General features: G+C 37.2%; 16 protein-coding genes. 7 read left to right on the forward strand and 9 right to left on the reverse strand.

Translation table 11 applies throughout. The features are described 5' to 3' along the window. Positions 1-12: 12 nt before the first annotated feature. Complete coding sequence (gene leuC / locus ACMW72_RS01880) at positions 13-1,419, reverse strand: 3-isopropylmalate dehydratase large subunit (RefSeq protein WP_418367137.1); 1,407 nt, start codon at positions 1,417-1,419, stop codon at positions 13-15. Between the two features lie 120 nt (positions 1,420-1,539). On the opposite strand from leuC, the gene ACMW72_RS01885 reads away from it, so the two are divergent. Further along, positions 1,540-2,436: a LysR family transcriptional regulator gene (locus ACMW72_RS01885; RefSeq protein WP_418367138.1), complete on the forward strand. Its 897-nt coding sequence runs from the start codon at positions 1,540-1,542 to the stop codon at positions 2,434-2,436. Between the two features lie 228 nt (positions 2,437-2,664). Here ACMW72_RS01885 and rarD read toward each other — a convergent pair whose 3' ends face one another. The 3 genes from rarD to ACMW72_RS01900 form a co-directional block, all read right to left on the reverse strand. Further along, positions 2,665-3,567 (reverse strand): EamA family transporter RarD, encoded by a 903-nt coding sequence (gene rarD / locus ACMW72_RS01890; protein WP_418367139.1) that lies wholly within the window; start codon positions 3,565-3,567, stop codon positions 2,665-2,667. Positions 3,568-3,723: 156 nt separating this feature from the next. Continuing rightward, positions 3,724-4,701 carry a hypothetical protein gene (locus ACMW72_RS01895; RefSeq protein WP_418367140.1) on the reverse strand — a complete coding sequence of 326 codons (978 nt, stop codon included), beginning with the start codon at positions 4,699-4,701 and terminating at the stop codon, positions 3,724-3,726. A 15-nt stretch (positions 4,702-4,716) separates the two neighbouring features. Further along, on the reverse strand, positions 4,717-5,058 hold the full coding sequence (locus tag ACMW72_RS01900) for a hypothetical protein (RefSeq protein WP_418367141.1): 342 nt from the start codon (positions 5,056-5,058) through the stop codon (positions 4,717-4,719). A 253-nt stretch (positions 5,059-5,311) separates the two neighbouring features. On the opposite strand from ACMW72_RS01900, the gene cysK reads away from it, so the two are divergent. Then, a complete protein-coding gene (gene cysK, locus ACMW72_RS01905) occupies positions 5,312-6,247 on the forward strand; it encodes a cysteine synthase A (RefSeq protein ID WP_418367142.1) in 936 nt (311 codons plus the stop codon). A gap of 234 nt (positions 6,248-6,481) precedes the next feature. Here the strand turns inward: cysK and ACMW72_RS01910 are convergent, their stop codons facing one another. The 5 genes from ACMW72_RS01910 to ACMW72_RS01930 form a co-directional block, all read right to left on the reverse strand. Continuing rightward, a complete protein-coding gene (locus ACMW72_RS01910) occupies positions 6,482-7,702 on the reverse strand; it encodes a YeeE/YedE family protein (RefSeq protein ID WP_418367143.1) in 1,221 nt (406 codons plus the stop codon). Positions 7,703-8,134: 432 nt separating this feature from the next. Then, on the reverse strand, positions 8,135-8,998 hold the full coding sequence (locus tag ACMW72_RS01915) for a gamma-glutamylcyclotransferase (RefSeq protein WP_418367144.1): 864 nt from the start codon (positions 8,996-8,998) through the stop codon (positions 8,135-8,137). 50 nt (positions 8,999-9,048) lie between these two features. After that, positions 9,049-9,405 (reverse strand): HIRAN domain-containing protein, encoded by a 357-nt coding sequence (locus tag ACMW72_RS01920; RefSeq protein ID WP_418367145.1) that lies wholly within the window; start codon positions 9,403-9,405, stop codon positions 9,049-9,051. A gap of 234 nt (positions 9,406-9,639) precedes the next feature. Further along, positions 9,640-9,783, reverse strand: coding sequence for a DnaA N-terminal domain-containing protein (locus tag ACMW72_RS01925; RefSeq protein WP_418367380.1), 144 nt, complete (start codon positions 9,781-9,783; stop codon positions 9,640-9,642). After that, positions 9,780-10,739 carry a helix-turn-helix transcriptional regulator gene (locus tag ACMW72_RS01930; RefSeq protein WP_418367146.1) on the reverse strand — a complete coding sequence of 320 codons (960 nt, stop codon included), beginning with the start codon at positions 10,737-10,739 and terminating at the stop codon, positions 9,780-9,782. Before ACMW72_RS01930 ends, ACMW72_RS01925 begins: the two co-directional genes overlap by 4 nt. 143 nt (positions 10,740-10,882) lie before the next feature. On the opposite strand from ACMW72_RS01930, the gene ACMW72_RS01935 reads away from it, so the two are divergent. The 5 genes from ACMW72_RS01935 (at position 10,883) to ald (ending at position 16,026) form a co-directional block, all read left to right on the forward strand. Further along, positions 10,883-11,716 (forward strand): hypothetical protein, encoded by an 834-nt coding sequence (locus ACMW72_RS01935; protein ID WP_418367147.1) that lies wholly within the window; start codon positions 10,883-10,885, stop codon positions 11,714-11,716. Further along, a complete protein-coding gene (locus ACMW72_RS01940) occupies positions 11,682-12,692 on the forward strand; it encodes an SPL family radical SAM protein (protein ID WP_418367148.1) in 1,011 nt (336 codons plus the stop codon). Before ACMW72_RS01935 ends, ACMW72_RS01940 begins: the two co-directional genes overlap by 35 nt. Before the next feature lie 16 nt (positions 12,693-12,708). Beyond that, positions 12,709-13,428, forward strand: coding sequence for an SDR family oxidoreductase (locus tag ACMW72_RS01945; RefSeq protein ID WP_418367149.1), 720 nt, complete (start codon positions 12,709-12,711; stop codon positions 13,426-13,428). Positions 13,429-13,529: 101 nt separating this feature from the next. After that, positions 13,530-14,762, forward strand: coding sequence for a PucR family transcriptional regulator (locus tag ACMW72_RS01950; protein ID WP_418367150.1), 1,233 nt, complete (start codon positions 13,530-13,532; stop codon positions 14,760-14,762). A 130-nt stretch (positions 14,763-14,892) separates the two neighbouring features. After that, a complete protein-coding gene (ald, locus tag ACMW72_RS01955) occupies positions 14,893-16,026 on the forward strand; it encodes an alanine dehydrogenase (protein ID WP_418367151.1) in 1,134 nt (377 codons plus the stop codon). Positions 16,027-16,301: the final 275 nt, after the last annotated feature.

The raw sequence follows: 16,301 nt of genomic DNA on the forward strand, positions 1-16,301 counted from the left end.
ACTTCTCCTCTCCTATTGATATTTCCATTTACGAATATCGGTAAAATGCCCTTTAATTGCTGCAGCAGCAGCCATAGCAGGACTTACTAAATGGGTTCTCCCATCTCTTCCTTGGCGTCCTTCAAAGTTCCGATTTGAAGTAGAAGCACAGCGTTCATAAGGTTTTAAAACATCGGGATTCATAGCTAAACACATACTGCATCCAGGTTCCCGCCATTCAAACCCAGCCTCGATGAAAATTTTGTCCAATCCCTCTTTTTCTGCTTGTTTTTTTACCCTTTGTGATCCAGGGACGACAATAGCATGAACATGCGGGGCCACTTTATACCCTTTAACCACTCTTGCTGCTGCACGTAGATCTTCTAATCGACCATTGGTACAAGAACCGATAAATACTTTGTCAATTTTCACTTCATTCATTGATGTTCCAGGGACAAGCCCCATATATTTCAATGCTGCTTCAGCTGCTTTCTGTTCATCTACGGTTTTAAAATCAGCAGGATCAGGAACTGTTTTCGTAATATCGGTCCCCATTCCTGGACTCGTTCCCCAAGTTACTTGGGGCTTAATCTCATTCGCATCGATTTCTACAACTCGATCAAAAACCGCTCCTGGATCTGTCACTAGTTGTTTCCACTCTTCTACCGCTTTGTCCCACTCTTCTCCTTTTGGAGCATAACGACGACCTTTTAAATATTGAAAGGTAGTCTCATCCGGAGCGATCATTCCCGCTCTCGCTCCTGCTTCAATCGACATATTACAAACGGTCATTCGTTCCTCCATACTCATTTGACGAATCGCTTCTCCGGTATATTCAATCACATAACCTGTTGCAAAATCTGTTCCATATTTTGCAATAATTGCAAGAATGAGATCTTTTGCCGTTATGCCTTCAGGCATTTCTCCGTTTACTCGGACCTCTAATGTCTTGGGTTTGGACTGCCAGAGGCATTGGGTCGCAAGAACATGTTCAACTTCACTTGTACCAATTCCAAAAGCTAGCGCCCCAAAGGCTCCATGTGTTGATGTATGACTATCTCCACAAACGATCGTTTTTCCTGGAAGGGTCAGCCCAAGTTCTGGTCCAATAATATGAACGATTCCTTGATCAGGACTATTCATATCGGCAAGAGGGACATTGAATTCTTTACAATTATTGGTTAACGTATCCATTTGTTGCTTGGCAATTGGGTCGGTGATGTTAAAACGGTCCTTTGTTGGAACATTATGATCCATCGTTGCAAAAGTTAAGTCTGGCCTTCTTACTCTTCTACCAGCTAAGCGCAACCCCTCAAATGCTTGAGGGGAAGTTACTTCATGGACAAGATGTAAGTCAATGTATAAAAGGCTTGGCTTCCCGTCCTCTTGATAAACAATATGCCGATCCCAAATCTTTTCAAACATTGTTCGTGGTTTCATTATTAAATCTCCTTTCCAATTCCCGGATTTGTTATTTTATTTTAAACATTTTCACATTATTAGGTCTAAGATATAATATCTATAAATGCGATAGTTTTTACCTATATTGAGGTGTCGACAATGGAACTAAGAGTCTTAGAATATGCGTTGGTTCTTTCTCAAGAAAAAAACTTCTCCAAAGCGGCGGAGAAGTTACATATTGCCCAACCATCGTTAAGTCAGCAGATTAAAAAATTGGAACAAGAAGTGGGGATTCAATTATTTGAACGAAGACCAGGGGAGATTGAACTGACCTACGCTGGAAAACGTTTTATCGATCAAGCTGCAAAAATACTGGATCAAGTAGAACAATTAAAAAAAGAGATGATGGATGTGGCCAATTTGAAAAAGGGACAACTAATTATTGGCAGTTTACCAATTACTGGCTCATATTTATTACCCTTAAGTTTACCCCTTTTTCAAAAACAATATCCGGGTATTGAAGTTAAATTAATTGAAGAAACGACTTCAAACCTTGAGGCAATAACAGCAAAAGGACAGACGGATATCAGTCTATTATCTCTCCCAATTCAACATCCTGGAGTAGAAGGAATCCCTTTTTTAGAAGAAGAGATTCTATTAGTTGTTCCACCTTCACACCCGTTGGCAAATCAAAAACAGGTCAATTTAGCCGATTTTCATCAAGAATCATTTATCCTATTAAAGAAAGGGCAAGGCTTTCGTCAAATTACCGAACAACTTTGTATGCAATTTGGCTTTCAGCCAAATGTAATTTTTGAAAGTATGAATATTGAGACTATTCAATCTTTGGTTTCTACAGGAATGGGTATCTCTTTCGTGCCAAAAATGGTCTCTAGATCTAACCGCCTACAAGAAGCGGCACCTGTTTATCTTCACCTCGGTAACCCTCCACCTACTCGGACTCTCGTAATCGGTTATAAAAAAGATCGCTATCTCTCCAAAGCTGCCTTAGCTTTTATCGATGTCATGAAAGAAGTGGCAAAACAATTCAATTAAAAATAGGTTTGTATATTCCAACGCACTTCGTTGTCCGTATACACTCCCAAAAGTCGCTGCTAATGGAATATACAAACCTAATAAGCATTTAAAGAAAGCCGTAAGGTTAGGAGCAGCGTTCGAACATACAAGCCATTTCATGTTTTGTAAGGGAGCTGTTGCTCCCAAAATCTTATACTTACTTATCTTTTAAAAAAAGAACCTTATGCAAGGCTCTTCTATCTCTAACTATACTTTTGATTTAACAATAAAGGGTTGGGATTTTTTTAGCGTGGTCGTGGAAAGGGTATAAATAATCAGTGCCGTCCAAATAAAGCCAAAACCGATGAGATGTGCTCTTGAGAACTGTTCATGAAAAATAAAGATTCCTAAAAGGAGAGTAATGGTTGGTGAAATATATTGTAGAAAACCAAGAGTCGATAATTCAATCTTTTCAGCGCTTTTAGCAAACCATAAAAGGGGTGTTGCTGTCGCAACTCCTGATAATAACAAAAGAATCGTCGTAAAAAATGATATATTTCCAAATGCACCAACTCCATTCCATTGTTTGAAAAAAATAAATCCTAAGGCAAAAGGGAGAATAATCGCCGTCTCTAGCGTCAAACCCGTAACTGAATCCACATGAGCTAATTTTTTAATCAGACCATAAAAACCAAAACTAAAGGCTAGGATTAAGGAGATCCATGGCGTTTTCCCATATTGAGTGGTCATCAACATGACCCCGATAAAAGCTAACCCTAAGGCCATTTTTTGACCATGATTAAATTTTTCCTTTAAAAAGATCATACCTAACAACACTGTGACTAAGGGGTTAATATAATAACCTAAACTGGTTTCAAGTACATGACCCGCATTGACGGCCCAAATGTATGTACCCCAATTTAATGTGATAATGAAGGCATTCATGGTAATAAGAATCATGCTTTTACGATTGAAAAAGGAACTTTTTACCGTATCCCAATTTTTCGTTATGTAAACAAGCATTAACACAAAGACAAAAGACCAAATAATTCGATGGGCTAGTATCTCATATGCTGAGATTTGTTTTAATAATTTCCAATATAAAGGAAGTAACCCCCAAGCTGTATAAGCCAGAATTCCATATAAAACTCCCGTTCCTTTACTACTCATTGTACCCCTACTCCTATGTTGTAACATAACAGTTCTCCTTCTGTGCTATATATTTTACATTACCTACAATATTATAGCATTCTCCGGCCACCTATTCCCGTAAATTTTATTGACCTTGACCAAAAGAAAAAGCACCAGCAGGAAATGAGCTGATGCTTAGTGATATAGGGGGATGAATAAGATAAATAATGACTGCTCATGTACCATAGGAATCCATTCAAACTCAATTCCGTAATAATGAAAACGAAAAGTTAACTCATGTAGACCTAGTTCATTTACATCTGGTTCTTGTCCTTGATACGGATCATATCGATGAAAGAATTGCAACACCCTTTGAATCGTTTTATTTCGTTTTTCTTTATCGTAAATATATTCCTCCCCTATAATTTCTAAGACGAGCGCCTCAAGTCCTTCATTTTCTCCTACTTTTATAAAACGTTGGAAAGTAGGAAGCGTATTTTGTAAGTTCTTTTCTAATGAAAGCGTTTCATCCCATTCATAGGAACCCCATACCTTCTTCAACGATTCATAAGGTGTTCCTTTTGCTAATTTTCGAAAATGATCAAGTGATGGTTCTGTGGTTGGGTCATGGGTAATGTCAAAACGGTTTTTATCACGTACAACATCACGATCTAATATTTTGTCAACATAGGTGAAAAGTGGAATATTATTGAAATTTGCTAGTGCAATCAAATCGATGTTGAATTTCGCAATCTCTTCACCCAATCTTCGTTTCTTCTCAGTTGGTTTCTTTTTCTTATCTCCCTCGTAATGGTTGAGAATTCTAGCGATCTGTCCCGCTCTTGTTACAAGTTTCATTAACCCTTCTTCTTTACTGGTCACTGGTTGAATACCTTGATAAACCTCATCTATTATAATTGGATAACCCATTAATGAAAATTCTTCATCCAAATCCGTACAATACTGATTTCCCACAGAAGCGGTAATGACAAATAAATCTGCAAGCTCACCACCTAATTTTTCTCTATCACTCTCTGATGTCATTATAAGCTCACTTAATTCGCCTAATTCTTCAATTACTCTTGCCAATCCTGAAAGTGGTCGCCAATAACCACCCAATTCTCGTACCGTTTTATCTACTTTTAGTTGGTAATCTCTAATAGTTTGACTCATCTATACTTTACCCCTTTATCCAACTAATATTCTTTTTATTTTTTCAATCGATATTTCATTTTTAGCAATTTTTTGATGAGCAAAATCTACTTCTACCTTTTGAAGCAATTGAGTAACCATTTGTTCATTTTGGCCAAAAAGATTTTTCATTTGTTCAAATTGTTTATCTACTTGCTCAAAGCGTTGGTTCATTTGCTTGTTCATTTGTTCAAAGCGCCTATCCACTTGCTCAAAACGTTTGTCCACTTGCTCAAGGATTTGTTGTAATTCCCTGAATTGATCTTCTGTATATTTTTCCTTTAATAAAAACAGCTGTAAAAATAATTGGTTTAATGTATATTTCATTTTCTCACTCATAACCCAAAACTCCTTCAAAAGCATTTGCAAAATCATCAAAACCTTGAATCTTATTACGTTTAGCGTATCATGTAGCGGAAATTGCACTTTGTTCACGAACACTCCGTAAATGTACTTCTATAGTTTTCTTCTAATGAATCAAAAGTAAACAAATAAATCTTTATACCTTGTTTAACAGCATATTCAACTGAATACAAATGAAGATGAAAGTGGTATATTAGATTACAAATTGAAATGACTAGGAGTGATCGATATGCGAGTAGTAAACAATATATCTGAACTGATTGGCCAAACTCCTCTTGTAAAAATTAACCGTTTGGCAGATCCTAAAGGGGCGGACGTTTACATAAAGTTAGAAATGTTTAATCCAAGTCGTAGTGTGAAAGATCGGGCAGCCTACAATATGATCATTCAAGCAGAAAAAGAAGGATTGCTTAAAAAAGGATCCACGATTATTGAACCGACTAGTGGAAATACAGGGATTGGTTTAGCAATGAATGCAGCTGCCCGTGGTTATCGGGCGATTCTTGTAATGCCTGATACAATGACGGTCGAACGCATCAACTTATTAAAAGCATATGGGGCAGAGGTTGTATTAACCCCTGGGGAAGAAAGAATGCCTGGAGCGATACGTAAGGCACAGGAACTAGCAAAACAAATTCCTGATAGCTTTATTCCCATGCAATTTGAAAACGCGGCAAATCCTGACGCCCATCGAACAACCACTGCAGTTGAAATAATTGAGGCTGTTGAGCAAACCGGAAAAACGTTTGCAGCCTTTGTTGCAACAGCAGGAACAGGGGGAACGATTACGGGAACAGGGGAAGAATTAAAAAAATATTGTCCTCATTTAACCGTGCATGTGGTAGAACCAGCTGGTTCCCCAGTACTATCTGGTGGGCAACCAGGAAAACACAAACTCGTAGGTACGAGCCCAGGGTTTATCCCACCGATTCTCAATCAAAACGTCTACGATGAAATTATCCAAGTCACCGATGAACAAGCGTATGAAACCACTCGACGCCTGGCAAGAGAGGAAGGAATTCTTGTTGGTCCATCTTCAGGTGCTTCATGTTTCGCTGCAATACAGGTAGCAAAACGCTTCTCACCTGAAGAAGTAGTCGTTTGCATTGCACCTGATACAGGAGAACGGTATTTGTCTAGTGATTTATTCCAATATGAGGAGTAGAGTAGAAAAACGGAGCTTTCCCATTAGTCATAAAAATGATTGAGGGTAAAGCTCCTTTTGTCATTAAAATACTCATAAAGATCCATGGTGGTTTTGTTGCTTCAATCCCCTCTACTGGTGGTGCCCCAAGGGATGGTGGAAATACCAATACAAGAAAGATCAGAACGCCGAAAATAATCAATCCATAACAAAATGCTCCTAACTCAAATAGTATCGTTTAAAAATGAAACTTTATTATTTTACACAATTTTGATAAGCAAACAATGGTCTGAGTTTAACACCGATAATTGAACCAATAAAAGCCGCTGCAAACCATAACCAACCATGTAAGCTAAAGGAAATGATTCCACTAAAATAAGCACCGATATTGCATCCAAATGAAATTCGAGCTCCATACCCCATTAAAATTCCTCCCAAAGAGGAACCTATGATGGATCGAAGTGGAAATTGCCACTGAATCGGTTTTGCAAATCGTGTAGCAAGCGCTCCAGCTAATAAAGCTCCTAATATGATCCCGATATCAAGTACAGATGCGACATCAGAAAAGATACTACCATTCAACGCATTAACCCTAGCAGGTGATTGCCAATATCCCCAACTTTCAACGGAAACTCCAAGTGACCTAGCCACTTTTGAACCCCATAAGGCAAAGGCAGAAGTAATCCCCCATGGTTTTCCTGAAAGGACAAATATGGCGAATTGAACCAATGTTAGAATAATAGCTCCTACTACTAATGACCATGGGCCTTGGTAAATTACTTTCCAGCCATTGTTAGGTCTTTGATAACTTTTCAATAACTGACCATGTCTTTTACGTTCTAAATAAATGGAAATCCCAACAACAATGACAGCTAAGATGATTTGTATGACTACCCCTTGCCAAATGCCAAAATCGTTAATAAAAGAAACAGGACCAATATTTGGTGTGTCCATCCACCACTGAAAATCTTTAGCTCCAAGTACGGAACCGACGATAAAGAAAATTAATGTGTTCAAAGAACGAAGATCACCACCACCTAAGTGGTATAAGGTTCCAGATGCACATCCATCCCCTAATTGCATCCCAATACCAAAAATAAATGCTCCAACTAAAAGAGAGGTTCCAACTGGACTTACATAACCGCTCACACTTTGCCCAAAAAATGACCCTTGAATCAACAATGGTAAAAATAGAAGACTTCCAAGCATCATCAGAAGCATTTGTACACGAATTCCTTCGCCACGACGGTCAAGGATAAAGTTCCGCCATGCAGAAGTAAAGCCAAAGTGAGAATGATATAAAGTGATTCCTGCAAGAATCCCAACAAGATATAAAGAGGCTTGGCGTAAAGAGACTGTTTGATACAAATAGATAATCCCTAGTATGGATACCAAAATAGTAGCAATGATAATTGAACGGTTATATATGAGCCGGATAGAAGCTGGATTACTAGAAACAGATACGTTTGATTTCATTTGTGACCACCCCTTAGTTTGTAGTAAATACCTAACCAATGCAATCGACGAGATAATGAAACTTTCAACATGATAATTTCCACCTTTAGAGTGAAAAGTTGACTAAATTAGTCAAGATTATAGAAATAATAAGAACAAAATATGTATTTGATAATACAGTGGTGTTTTTATATCGTCAATGGATTAATGTGCTGTAAACAAAATAAAAAGCTATTGAACTGTTAATACAAGCACAGTCAATAGCTTCCCAATTTCTTAATTCATAACGTTCCTTCTTTGTATTGGAACGGATACCTGCTTTTCTCATTAAACAAACTGAATATGGTCATAGCCTTTTTTAAGATCTCAATCTCCTCATGTGCAAAAATAATGTTAAAATTTGTCACCATATTACTCCACCCTGACACATTACCGTCAGAAAAAGGACATTCCTTATTCTTTTCTTAAATCAACCATCTTCTCCATCAAAACTTTCCGATACTCCTCGCTTAACAAGTCGCTTCCGTCTATAATAAGACCCATATATTCATCACTTGGGGCAATTTCCTTGTCGCTCTTATTCACCACTTCATACGTATAGACAGGAAGTTCGATTCCATCTATTTTGACATGAACGGTAATACGTTGGTATGCAAGATTTTTAGCGGTAGCTCCTTCTCTAGCATCAAGGTTCTTTAAGTATTCGGTAGGAACAAGGTATAATACTCCTTCCATTACGGATCCAGGTGTGTATAGGATATCAGCAACTCCACCTTTACGTTGGTCGGAATATCTCGTAAAGGCGACTTGGTAGTTTTCGAGTACTGCTCTTCCAATAACTTCAAATTCAGGGACATCTTCTCTAAATGAATTTCTGCTCATACAAGAACCATATGCGAAATAAAGGATATGGGTTTTTTGATTTCTTCGTTTCCAATCACCATTTACGATTAGTGGATATTTTCTTGTTAAATCTTCTTTCTCTCGTTCAGGAAAAACATAGACTTCACAATCTTCTTTTTTCCCTTCATCCGTGATTACGGTTGTTTTTATCCGCTCGTAGTAGTTTAACTTGGAATTTTTGCCGTAATATTCTTCTAATTCGTCCATCACTCTAAAGGCTTCTTCAGGATTTGTTAATTCAATCAGTTCACCTTTGACAATACCACTTCCTGTAACAACCGCAGGGTAATGCCCTACATTCACCATCCATCCTTTCATCGTGGCTTTTTTCACGGATTTTACATAGAGTTGAATAAGATCATGATTCACTTCCCCTTCTCGCAACGTTCCATAAACAAAAACTTTGTTTGTCATATATCCATTCACACCTTTTTCTTTTGTCGCTTAATTATCCTCGATGATAATTACCATGATTGGAACTTATAGCTAAAATAAATTTCTTTACCCAAAGTAGCTGCTTCTTCACCTAACAATTCTACGATGACATCGCCTTTTACAACAAAGATAACTCTACCATAACAATATTCTTCAAAGGTATCATAAATTCTCCCGGCGCTCCTGGTTCCTTTGGCAACGGTATGAGTACTATTCGCCACATAACCGACAGTTCCTATGGGGTCCAATACAACCTTTATCGCTTCATCATCATATGGATTGTCATAATCTTTGATCAATTTCACTTTTTGACCTACTTTGAATACTTCTGGTCCAAAAAAATATTTGCTACCGACAACGGTCACATAAATCGGTTTCACATCCATCTCAATTCCCCCCACGCTACAATTGGCGATTTGTGAGTATAAGATCACTTTGAAAAAATCCCCTACATTTCATAGTAGGGGGCCCTTTTTACTGTCATTATATTAGGGGAATTTGACATTTATTTGTCAGGGAACGAAAGTTCTCCCAACATCCGCATTATTTTTTCATTTTGTTCTTTTACTTCTCGTGTTTCCCGCAGAATCTCATTTAACAGTTGAAACATTTCTGTTATTTCATTTTCTTGAAAACGTCTTCTTCGAATCGATGTCGCTCTTCACTTCATCAATCGCTTCATCAATTAAGCTCGCATACCTAGATTCGAGCCAATCTCTCGCAAATTCGATTTCAGCTTCGATAATTAATTCTCTTTCATTTATCTTTCATATAATTGAGTCCATTTTCTAAGCATCTCTCTCATTTTTCCGCGATATTCCTTTGGCTCAAGAATCTCTGCCTCAGGACCATATTGATACAACCAATTGAGAAATTCCCGATCATGATTAACCGTGACTTCAAAAAGGAGATGACCGTCGTTAAGATCCGTCAATTTCGGGGTGACAAAGAGCTCTTCTTCTTTTACATAGCGAGCGACATTGGGGCTGAATTTCACTTTGAACGTAATTTTCTTTCCCCCTCGTTCGATGGACCAAGTGTTTTTTAGATAGTTTTGAATGTTGAAGTCTTTCATATCAAAAGGTTTGTCTGTAATTTGAACATCAAGAAAACGACTGATGCGAAAGGTTCGAACATCTTTTTTCGAGTGACAATAACCGATGAGATAAAACCGTTGTTCTCGTGGTACTAGATAGTAAGGATCGATTTCTCTTTTAGAAGTTTTATCACGACTTTGGGTATGATAAACCGTCTTGATCGTTTTCTTAGCTAAAATGGCTTGAATGATCGGTAGCATAAAATTGGTTTTATCTTCGCGATACGCTGGTGTTCCCATCTGAATAATGTCAGTAACTTTTTGCAAGAGATCGTCATTTTGTTTTTTCTCCTTTTTGTATGTGGCCATCACCTTTTCATAAGCGGTATCAAAGCCTTGAGGGAGCATAGATCTTACAGACTCTAGAATTGAAGGCAACATCGAAAAAGATAGCGCTTCTTGTTCATCCCAATTGAGAGGATAAAGAGAGAAATTGCCAATAAACTGATAACCTTTCCCATGACCTAAGTTGGTAATGGGTGCAATTAAGCTTAAGGTTTCAAGGTCACGATATATCGTCCGTTCTGAAGTCTCACATTTTTCAGCTAATTCCCTAGCTAGAATCCCCGGTTTGGCTTGAATGAGAGTTAAGATTCGCAATAAACGAATGATTTTATCATTCATCGTGGTGGAACCTCCATCTAACCCATCATCTTTGTCTATAAATTTTCGATAAATCAATTGCTGAAACCTTCTTATGGATGTGAAAATTCACCTTTTCACATATAATAGTGAATGAGACATGTTTCTATATTAAGGTGATCCTTATGATTTATATCGTGACGGCTTTATATCCAGAAGCCAAACCATTGATTGAGGATTTTCAACTCAAGAAAATTTCGCAAGTCTCGAAGATGCAAATCTATGAAAATGAAGAGATCGTATTAGCCATTAGTAGCGTTGGTCCCTTATCTGCTGCTATTGCAACGACATACTTGCTGACAAAATATCATGCCAATGCTACAGATACAATCTTAAACATTGGGATTGCTGGAGCAGTCAATCCAAAACTAAAAACAGGTGAAACCATCTATTGTCATAAAATTGTTCATCATGATACCCATCGAAGTTTCTACCCTGATCTTTTAGTGGAACATTCTTTTCTGGAAGGAGTATTAGAAACTTTTTCTTTACCGATTGATGAAGCAATGAATCAGGAAATCGTCAGTGATCTTGTGGATATGGAAGGGGCAGGATTCTTTGAAGCAGCGTCTACCTTTTTACCACCCCATCAAATTCATGTGTTAAAAATCGTTTCCGATCGTTTAAAGCCATCGTTAGTTACACCTGAACTGGTGACACAACTTGTTAAGAATCAGCGGGAATCGATCAGTGCATTTATCAAAAAACTGCAAGGGATTTCTTTTACCGATCCAGAGGTGCTGACTAAAGCAGATCTACAATTAATAAAACAAATTCGAGAAAATCTTCATCTGACAACGACCATGTCTCATCAATTGATACATATGGCAAAACAATATAAAATTCGTACCAAGGAATCTTTAGATCTTTTGAACTCCTATCGTAATATCGAAGTCAAAACCAAGTCTGAAGGGAAGATCTATTTTGACCAAATCAGAAAACAACTTTTATACTCCTAAGTTCTCCCATATCTATGTGGAGAAAAAAGTCAAAGATCATCCCATAACAAAGAAGATCCTTTCTCGTTTCCCTCATGCTAAGTTCATCGAAATCGACCAATATCAAGAAGTGTTTCATCGTCCGAAACAAAACTTTTTCCTGCAAAAAAACACGCAAAAGCTCATTTTAGCGGAAAAAAAGGACAATTATTTCTATCCCGGAGCAGAAGTATGCCATGACTTTGGCAACTCCCATTTCTATTACACGACCAATATTTTAAATTGTATTTACAACTGTGATTACTGCTATCTCCAAGGAATGTTTTCTTCTGCTAATGTGGTGTTATTTGTCAATATTGAGGATTATTTTGCTGAATTGGACAAGATGTTAGAACTTCATCCCGTATATTTACCCATTTCCTATGATACAGATCTCTTAGCGTTTGAAAACATCGCTCCTTTTACATCCCAATGGATAGAATATGCGAAGAAACATCCAAATTTAACCATTGAGATCCGAACGAAAAGTGTCAATTACCCTGCTATTCGTCACTTTGAACCACTAGAAAATGTCATATTAGGATGGACCGTTTCTCCAGATGATATCGTAAAACGTTATGAACGAGGGACACCTGCTTTAGAAGCAAGGCTTAAAGCCATAAAACAAACGATAGATGATGGCTGGAAAGTTCGTTTAAGTTTTGACCCTCTTTTGCATATTGATCATTGGCGGGAACATTATCAAGAATGTGTAGATCAAACCTTTACCATATTACCTGCAGATAAGATTTTAGATATTAGCGTAGGCGTTTTTCGCATGCCTAAGGATTATTTGAAAAATATACGTAAATATCGAAATGATTCTGATCTCATTTACTATCCTTATGAAAATATCGAAGGTGTTTATACGTACTCGCAAGAAATTCGTGAAAAGCTCATTCAGGAAGTTACACGGATGATTGAAAAATATGTACCGAAAGAGAAAATTTATATGTAAAAAAAAGGAGATTGCGATGAAAAGTGCAATTGTTACAGGTGCATCCTCAGGGATTGGTCTAGCAATAACCAAAAAATTGAATCAAATGGGATTTCAAGTGTATGGGTTAGCAAGGGATTTTTCCAAAACTGATTATGAACATGATTCCTTTTATAAAATCGCTTGCGATATAACCAACACAAAACAACTCGTTGAAGTCATCAAACAAATCAAAGAACAAGCGAAAGAAATTTTCATATTGATCAATAACGCGGGGGTGGGTTATTTTGGCCCTCATGAAACCTTAAGTATTAAGGAAATCGAAACAATGGTTGCAACAAACCTGCAAGCTCCACTAATTCTAAGCAATTTGCTATTGCGGGATCTTCGCCAGAGCAAAGGATATGTCATCAACATTTCCTCCATTACCGCGAAAAAGTCAAGCACTTTTGGTTGCGCTTATTCTGCAACAAAAGCAGGTCTTTCCCATTTTGGGATCAGCCTCTTTGAAGAAGTTCGTAAATCTGGAGTGAAGGTTGTCACTATACATCCCGACATAACCCAAACTCCTTTCTACGAATATTTAGACTTTAAAGAAGGGGATCTCCCTGAAAGTTATATTACAGTAGATTGTGTTGCGAATGCAGTTGAGACGATCCTTTCCCAACGAGGAGGAACGGTAATCACCGAACTAACCATCCAACCACAACGGCACATGATCACGAAAAAAAACAAACAAAAAAAAGAAACGAAATAAATCAATGGTAAAAGGAAACATACAAAAATGCTTGAGCATAAAGTATGTAAATTCTAAAATAAAAAGAAAAGATTTTTTATTAATTTTTTTGGAGGAATTTAATGGTTGAGCCGTCAACAACTCTATTTCAAGAAGATTTTCATAGTTTACAAGAATTTATCGATCGATTAAATGAAATATTGCGATTTCCAATTACACTTGAAGATGCTAATCATCGCCTATTAGCTTATAGTACTCATGATATCGAAACAGACCCGGCGAGAATCGCAACAATCGTAAGTCGTCGAGTGCCTGATCAAGTGATTCGTCACTTATGGGAAAAAGGGATTATTCCCACATTGTTAAATAGCGATGAACCTTTACATATCGATAAAATCAATGAAATTGGTCTAGGAAACCGCGTTGCCATTTCGATTCGTAACAAACAAGAAGTGCTTGGGTTTATTTGGGTCATCGAAGTTGAACGACCCTTGAATCAAGAAGAACTAGAAATTCTTAAAGAAGCAGCAAAAGCAGCAAAACATCTACTCATTCAACACCAACTTCGCCGAAACAAAAAGAAAGAAGATTATCAATCGTTTTTCTTAGAACTTCTTTCTGGCATGGTGAAATCAGAACAGGAGATTATAAAAAAGTTTTCCCAATTAAAATTGACACCTCCTTCTCTCTTTACTGTTCTCACATTGAAATTAGAGAAACCGACTAATCCTAGTATAGAGAAACAAATTTCCTATATGTTAAAAACTTCTAGTCGTTATCCGATCGTTCTTAAAGCCATTCTGGATCAACAATTAATCTTGTTACTTTCATTAGCAAAACATGATGAAAAATATGAATTAGATCAATATATTTCTCAAATGATTCACGAAATGAAAGAACGATTTAGCATGTCAACGATCTTCGGCGGTTATGGCAGGATCTATGATCAATTCGCGAATATAGAAAAAAGCTATAAAGAAGCATTAACTGTTTTATCGCTGAAAGAACGGTATAAAGAAGAGATCAAAACGGTTTATGGTTATCAAGACTTAGGAATCTATCAATTCTTTGATATCCTCTATGAACAAAGAAAAAAGGAAGGTTTTTTGCATCCTGGTTTACAGAAACTTCGTGATTATGATCAGCGTTATCATCATTCTTTGATCGAAACCCTTGAAGTCTACCTAGATAAAGATTGTAATGTGAATGAAACGGCACAAATACTTCATATTCATGTCAATACATTAACCTATCGTTTAAGGCGCATCACAGAAATCGCCAACATTAATTTAAAAGATCCGAATCAAAAAATATCCCTTTACCTTGACTTAAAACTTGAAAAAATGGGGAAATAACGGATTTGTGAAAATCCACAAATATTTCTCTATTTTTTCTCTTTTCTAAACGATGAAAAAAAGAAACTCCCGAATTATACTTTTGTTAAAACCAAGAAATACTAACTTAAAAAAGGTGGAGGGATACGGAATGATTATCGGAGTACCAAAAGAGATTAAAAACAACGAAAATCGTGTAGCTTTAACACCTGGTGGAGTGATCGCATTCAAAAAAGCAGGTCATGAGGTACTCATTGAAAAGGATGCCGGGATTGGAAGCGGTTTCAATAATCAAGATTATATCGCTGCAGGTGCAACGATCTTAGAAAAAGCAGAAGAAGTATGGGCCCGTGCAGAAATGATTATGAAAGTGAAGGAACCATTGCCATCTGAATATCCATACTTCCGTAAGGGATTAATTTTATTTACTTATTTACATTTAGCCCCAGTACCAGAATTAACTCGCGCATTAAAAGACAGTGGAGTCATTGCCATCGCTTACGAAACAGTGGAAGTGAATCGCTCCTTACCACTCTTAACACCGATGAGTGAAGTAGCGGGACGCATGGCTGTTCAAATCGGAGCCCAATTCTTAGAAAAAACAAAAGGTGGCAAAGGAGTTCTTCTTTCTGGAGTTCCAGGCGTACAACGGGGAAAAGTGACCATTATCGGTGGTGGTGTTGTTGGAACCAATGCTGCAAAATTAGCAGTTGGACTTGGGGCGAATGTAACCATTCTTGATGTGAATGCGGATCGTTTACGTCAATTGGATGATATTTTTGGTGAAAAAGTAAATACCATCATGTCTAATCCAATGAATATTGCAAATGCTGTAGCTGAAGCAGACCTTGTGATTGGTGCAGTATTAATCCCAGGTGCCAAAGCGCCAAAACTCGTTACTGAAGAAATGGTGAAAACAATGCAACCAGGTTCTGTCATTGTTGATGTTGCCATTGACCAAGGTGGTATCTTTGAAACAGTGGATCGTACTACTTCTCATGACAACCCAACTTTTGAAAAACATGGGGTTCTCCATTATGCGGTTCCAAACATCCCTGGTGCTGTACCAAGAACATCTACCCTTGCATTAACTAATGTAACTCTTCCTTATGCACTTGAAATTGCCAATAAAGGAGTAAAACGAGCTATCGCTGAGAATCCCGCTCTTGAAAAAGGCTTAAACGTAGCAAATGGATTTATAACTTATGAAGCTGTCGCAAAAGATCTTGGATATGAATATGTATCTCCGAAAAAAGCTCTTGAATTAGAAACGGTGTCCATCTAATCCCCTTTCTTCCTAAATCAATCTTCATATTTGGGGCTGTCCAAAAAGTAGTATTTAACCCCGAAATCTAAAAAAAGCAACCCCAAAGAATGCTGTAAAATCAACATTCTTTGGGGTTTAATTTTGGCGGATTTTCAACTTAAATGGACTTTTTAGACCGCTCCATTTTATTATTTTTAGCATTATATTCCTTTTCCCAAAATATAAATTAAACAAATTAAAATAGTATAGTTTCTAAAAAATTAATGATATAATTTGCATCGATATATTCTTTA

It is taken from the genome of Tepidibacillus sp. LV47, assembly GCF_048381575.1.
Taxonomy (GTDB): Bacteria; Bacillota; Bacilli; order Tepidibacillales; family Tepidibacillaceae; genus Tepidibacillus.

Coding starts and splice junctions, on each gene's coding strand:
- ACMW72_RS01935 (WP_418367147.1), top strand. CDS start 10,883: ATGATTTATATCGTGACGGCTTTATATCCAGAAGCCAAACCATTGATT.
- rarD (WP_418367139.1), bottom strand. CDS start 3,567: ATGAGTAGTAAAGGAACGGGAGTTTTATATGGAATTCTGGCTTATACA.
- ACMW72_RS01920 (WP_418367145.1), bottom strand. CDS start 9,405: ATGGATGTGAAACCGATTTATGTGACCGTTGTCGGTAGCAAATATTTT.
- ACMW72_RS01895 (WP_418367140.1), bottom strand. CDS start 4,701: ATGAGTCAAACTATTAGAGATTACCAACTAAAAGTAGATAAAACGGTA.
- ACMW72_RS01945 (WP_418367149.1), top strand. CDS start 12,709: ATGAAAAGTGCAATTGTTACAGGTGCATCCTCAGGGATTGGTCTAGCA.
- ACMW72_RS01910 (WP_418367143.1), bottom strand. CDS start 7,702: ATGAAATCAAACGTATCTGTTTCTAGTAATCCAGCTTCTATCCGGCTC.
- ACMW72_RS01915 (WP_418367144.1), bottom strand. CDS start 8,998: ATGACAAACAAAGTTTTTGTTTATGGAACGTTGCGAGAAGGGGAAGTG.
- cysK (WP_418367142.1), top strand. CDS start 5,312: ATGCGAGTAGTAAACAATATATCTGAACTGATTGGCCAAACTCCTCTT.
- ACMW72_RS01885 (WP_418367138.1), top strand. CDS start 1,540: ATGGAACTAAGAGTCTTAGAATATGCGTTGGTTCTTTCTCAAGAAAAA.
- leuC (WP_418367137.1), bottom strand. CDS start 1,419: ATGAAACCACGAACAATGTTTGAAAAGATTTGGGATCGGCATATTGTT.
- ald (WP_418367151.1), top strand. CDS start 14,893: ATGATTATCGGAGTACCAAAAGAGATTAAAAACAACGAAAATCGTGTA.
- ACMW72_RS01930 (WP_418367146.1), bottom strand. CDS start 10,739: ATGAATGATAAAATCATTCGTTTATTGCGAATCTTAACTCTCATTCAA.
- ACMW72_RS01900 (WP_418367141.1), bottom strand. CDS start 5,058: ATGAGTGAGAAAATGAAATATACATTAAACCAATTATTTTTACAGCTG.
- ACMW72_RS01950 (WP_418367150.1), top strand. CDS start 13,530: ATGGTTGAGCCGTCAACAACTCTATTTCAAGAAGATTTTCATAGTTTA.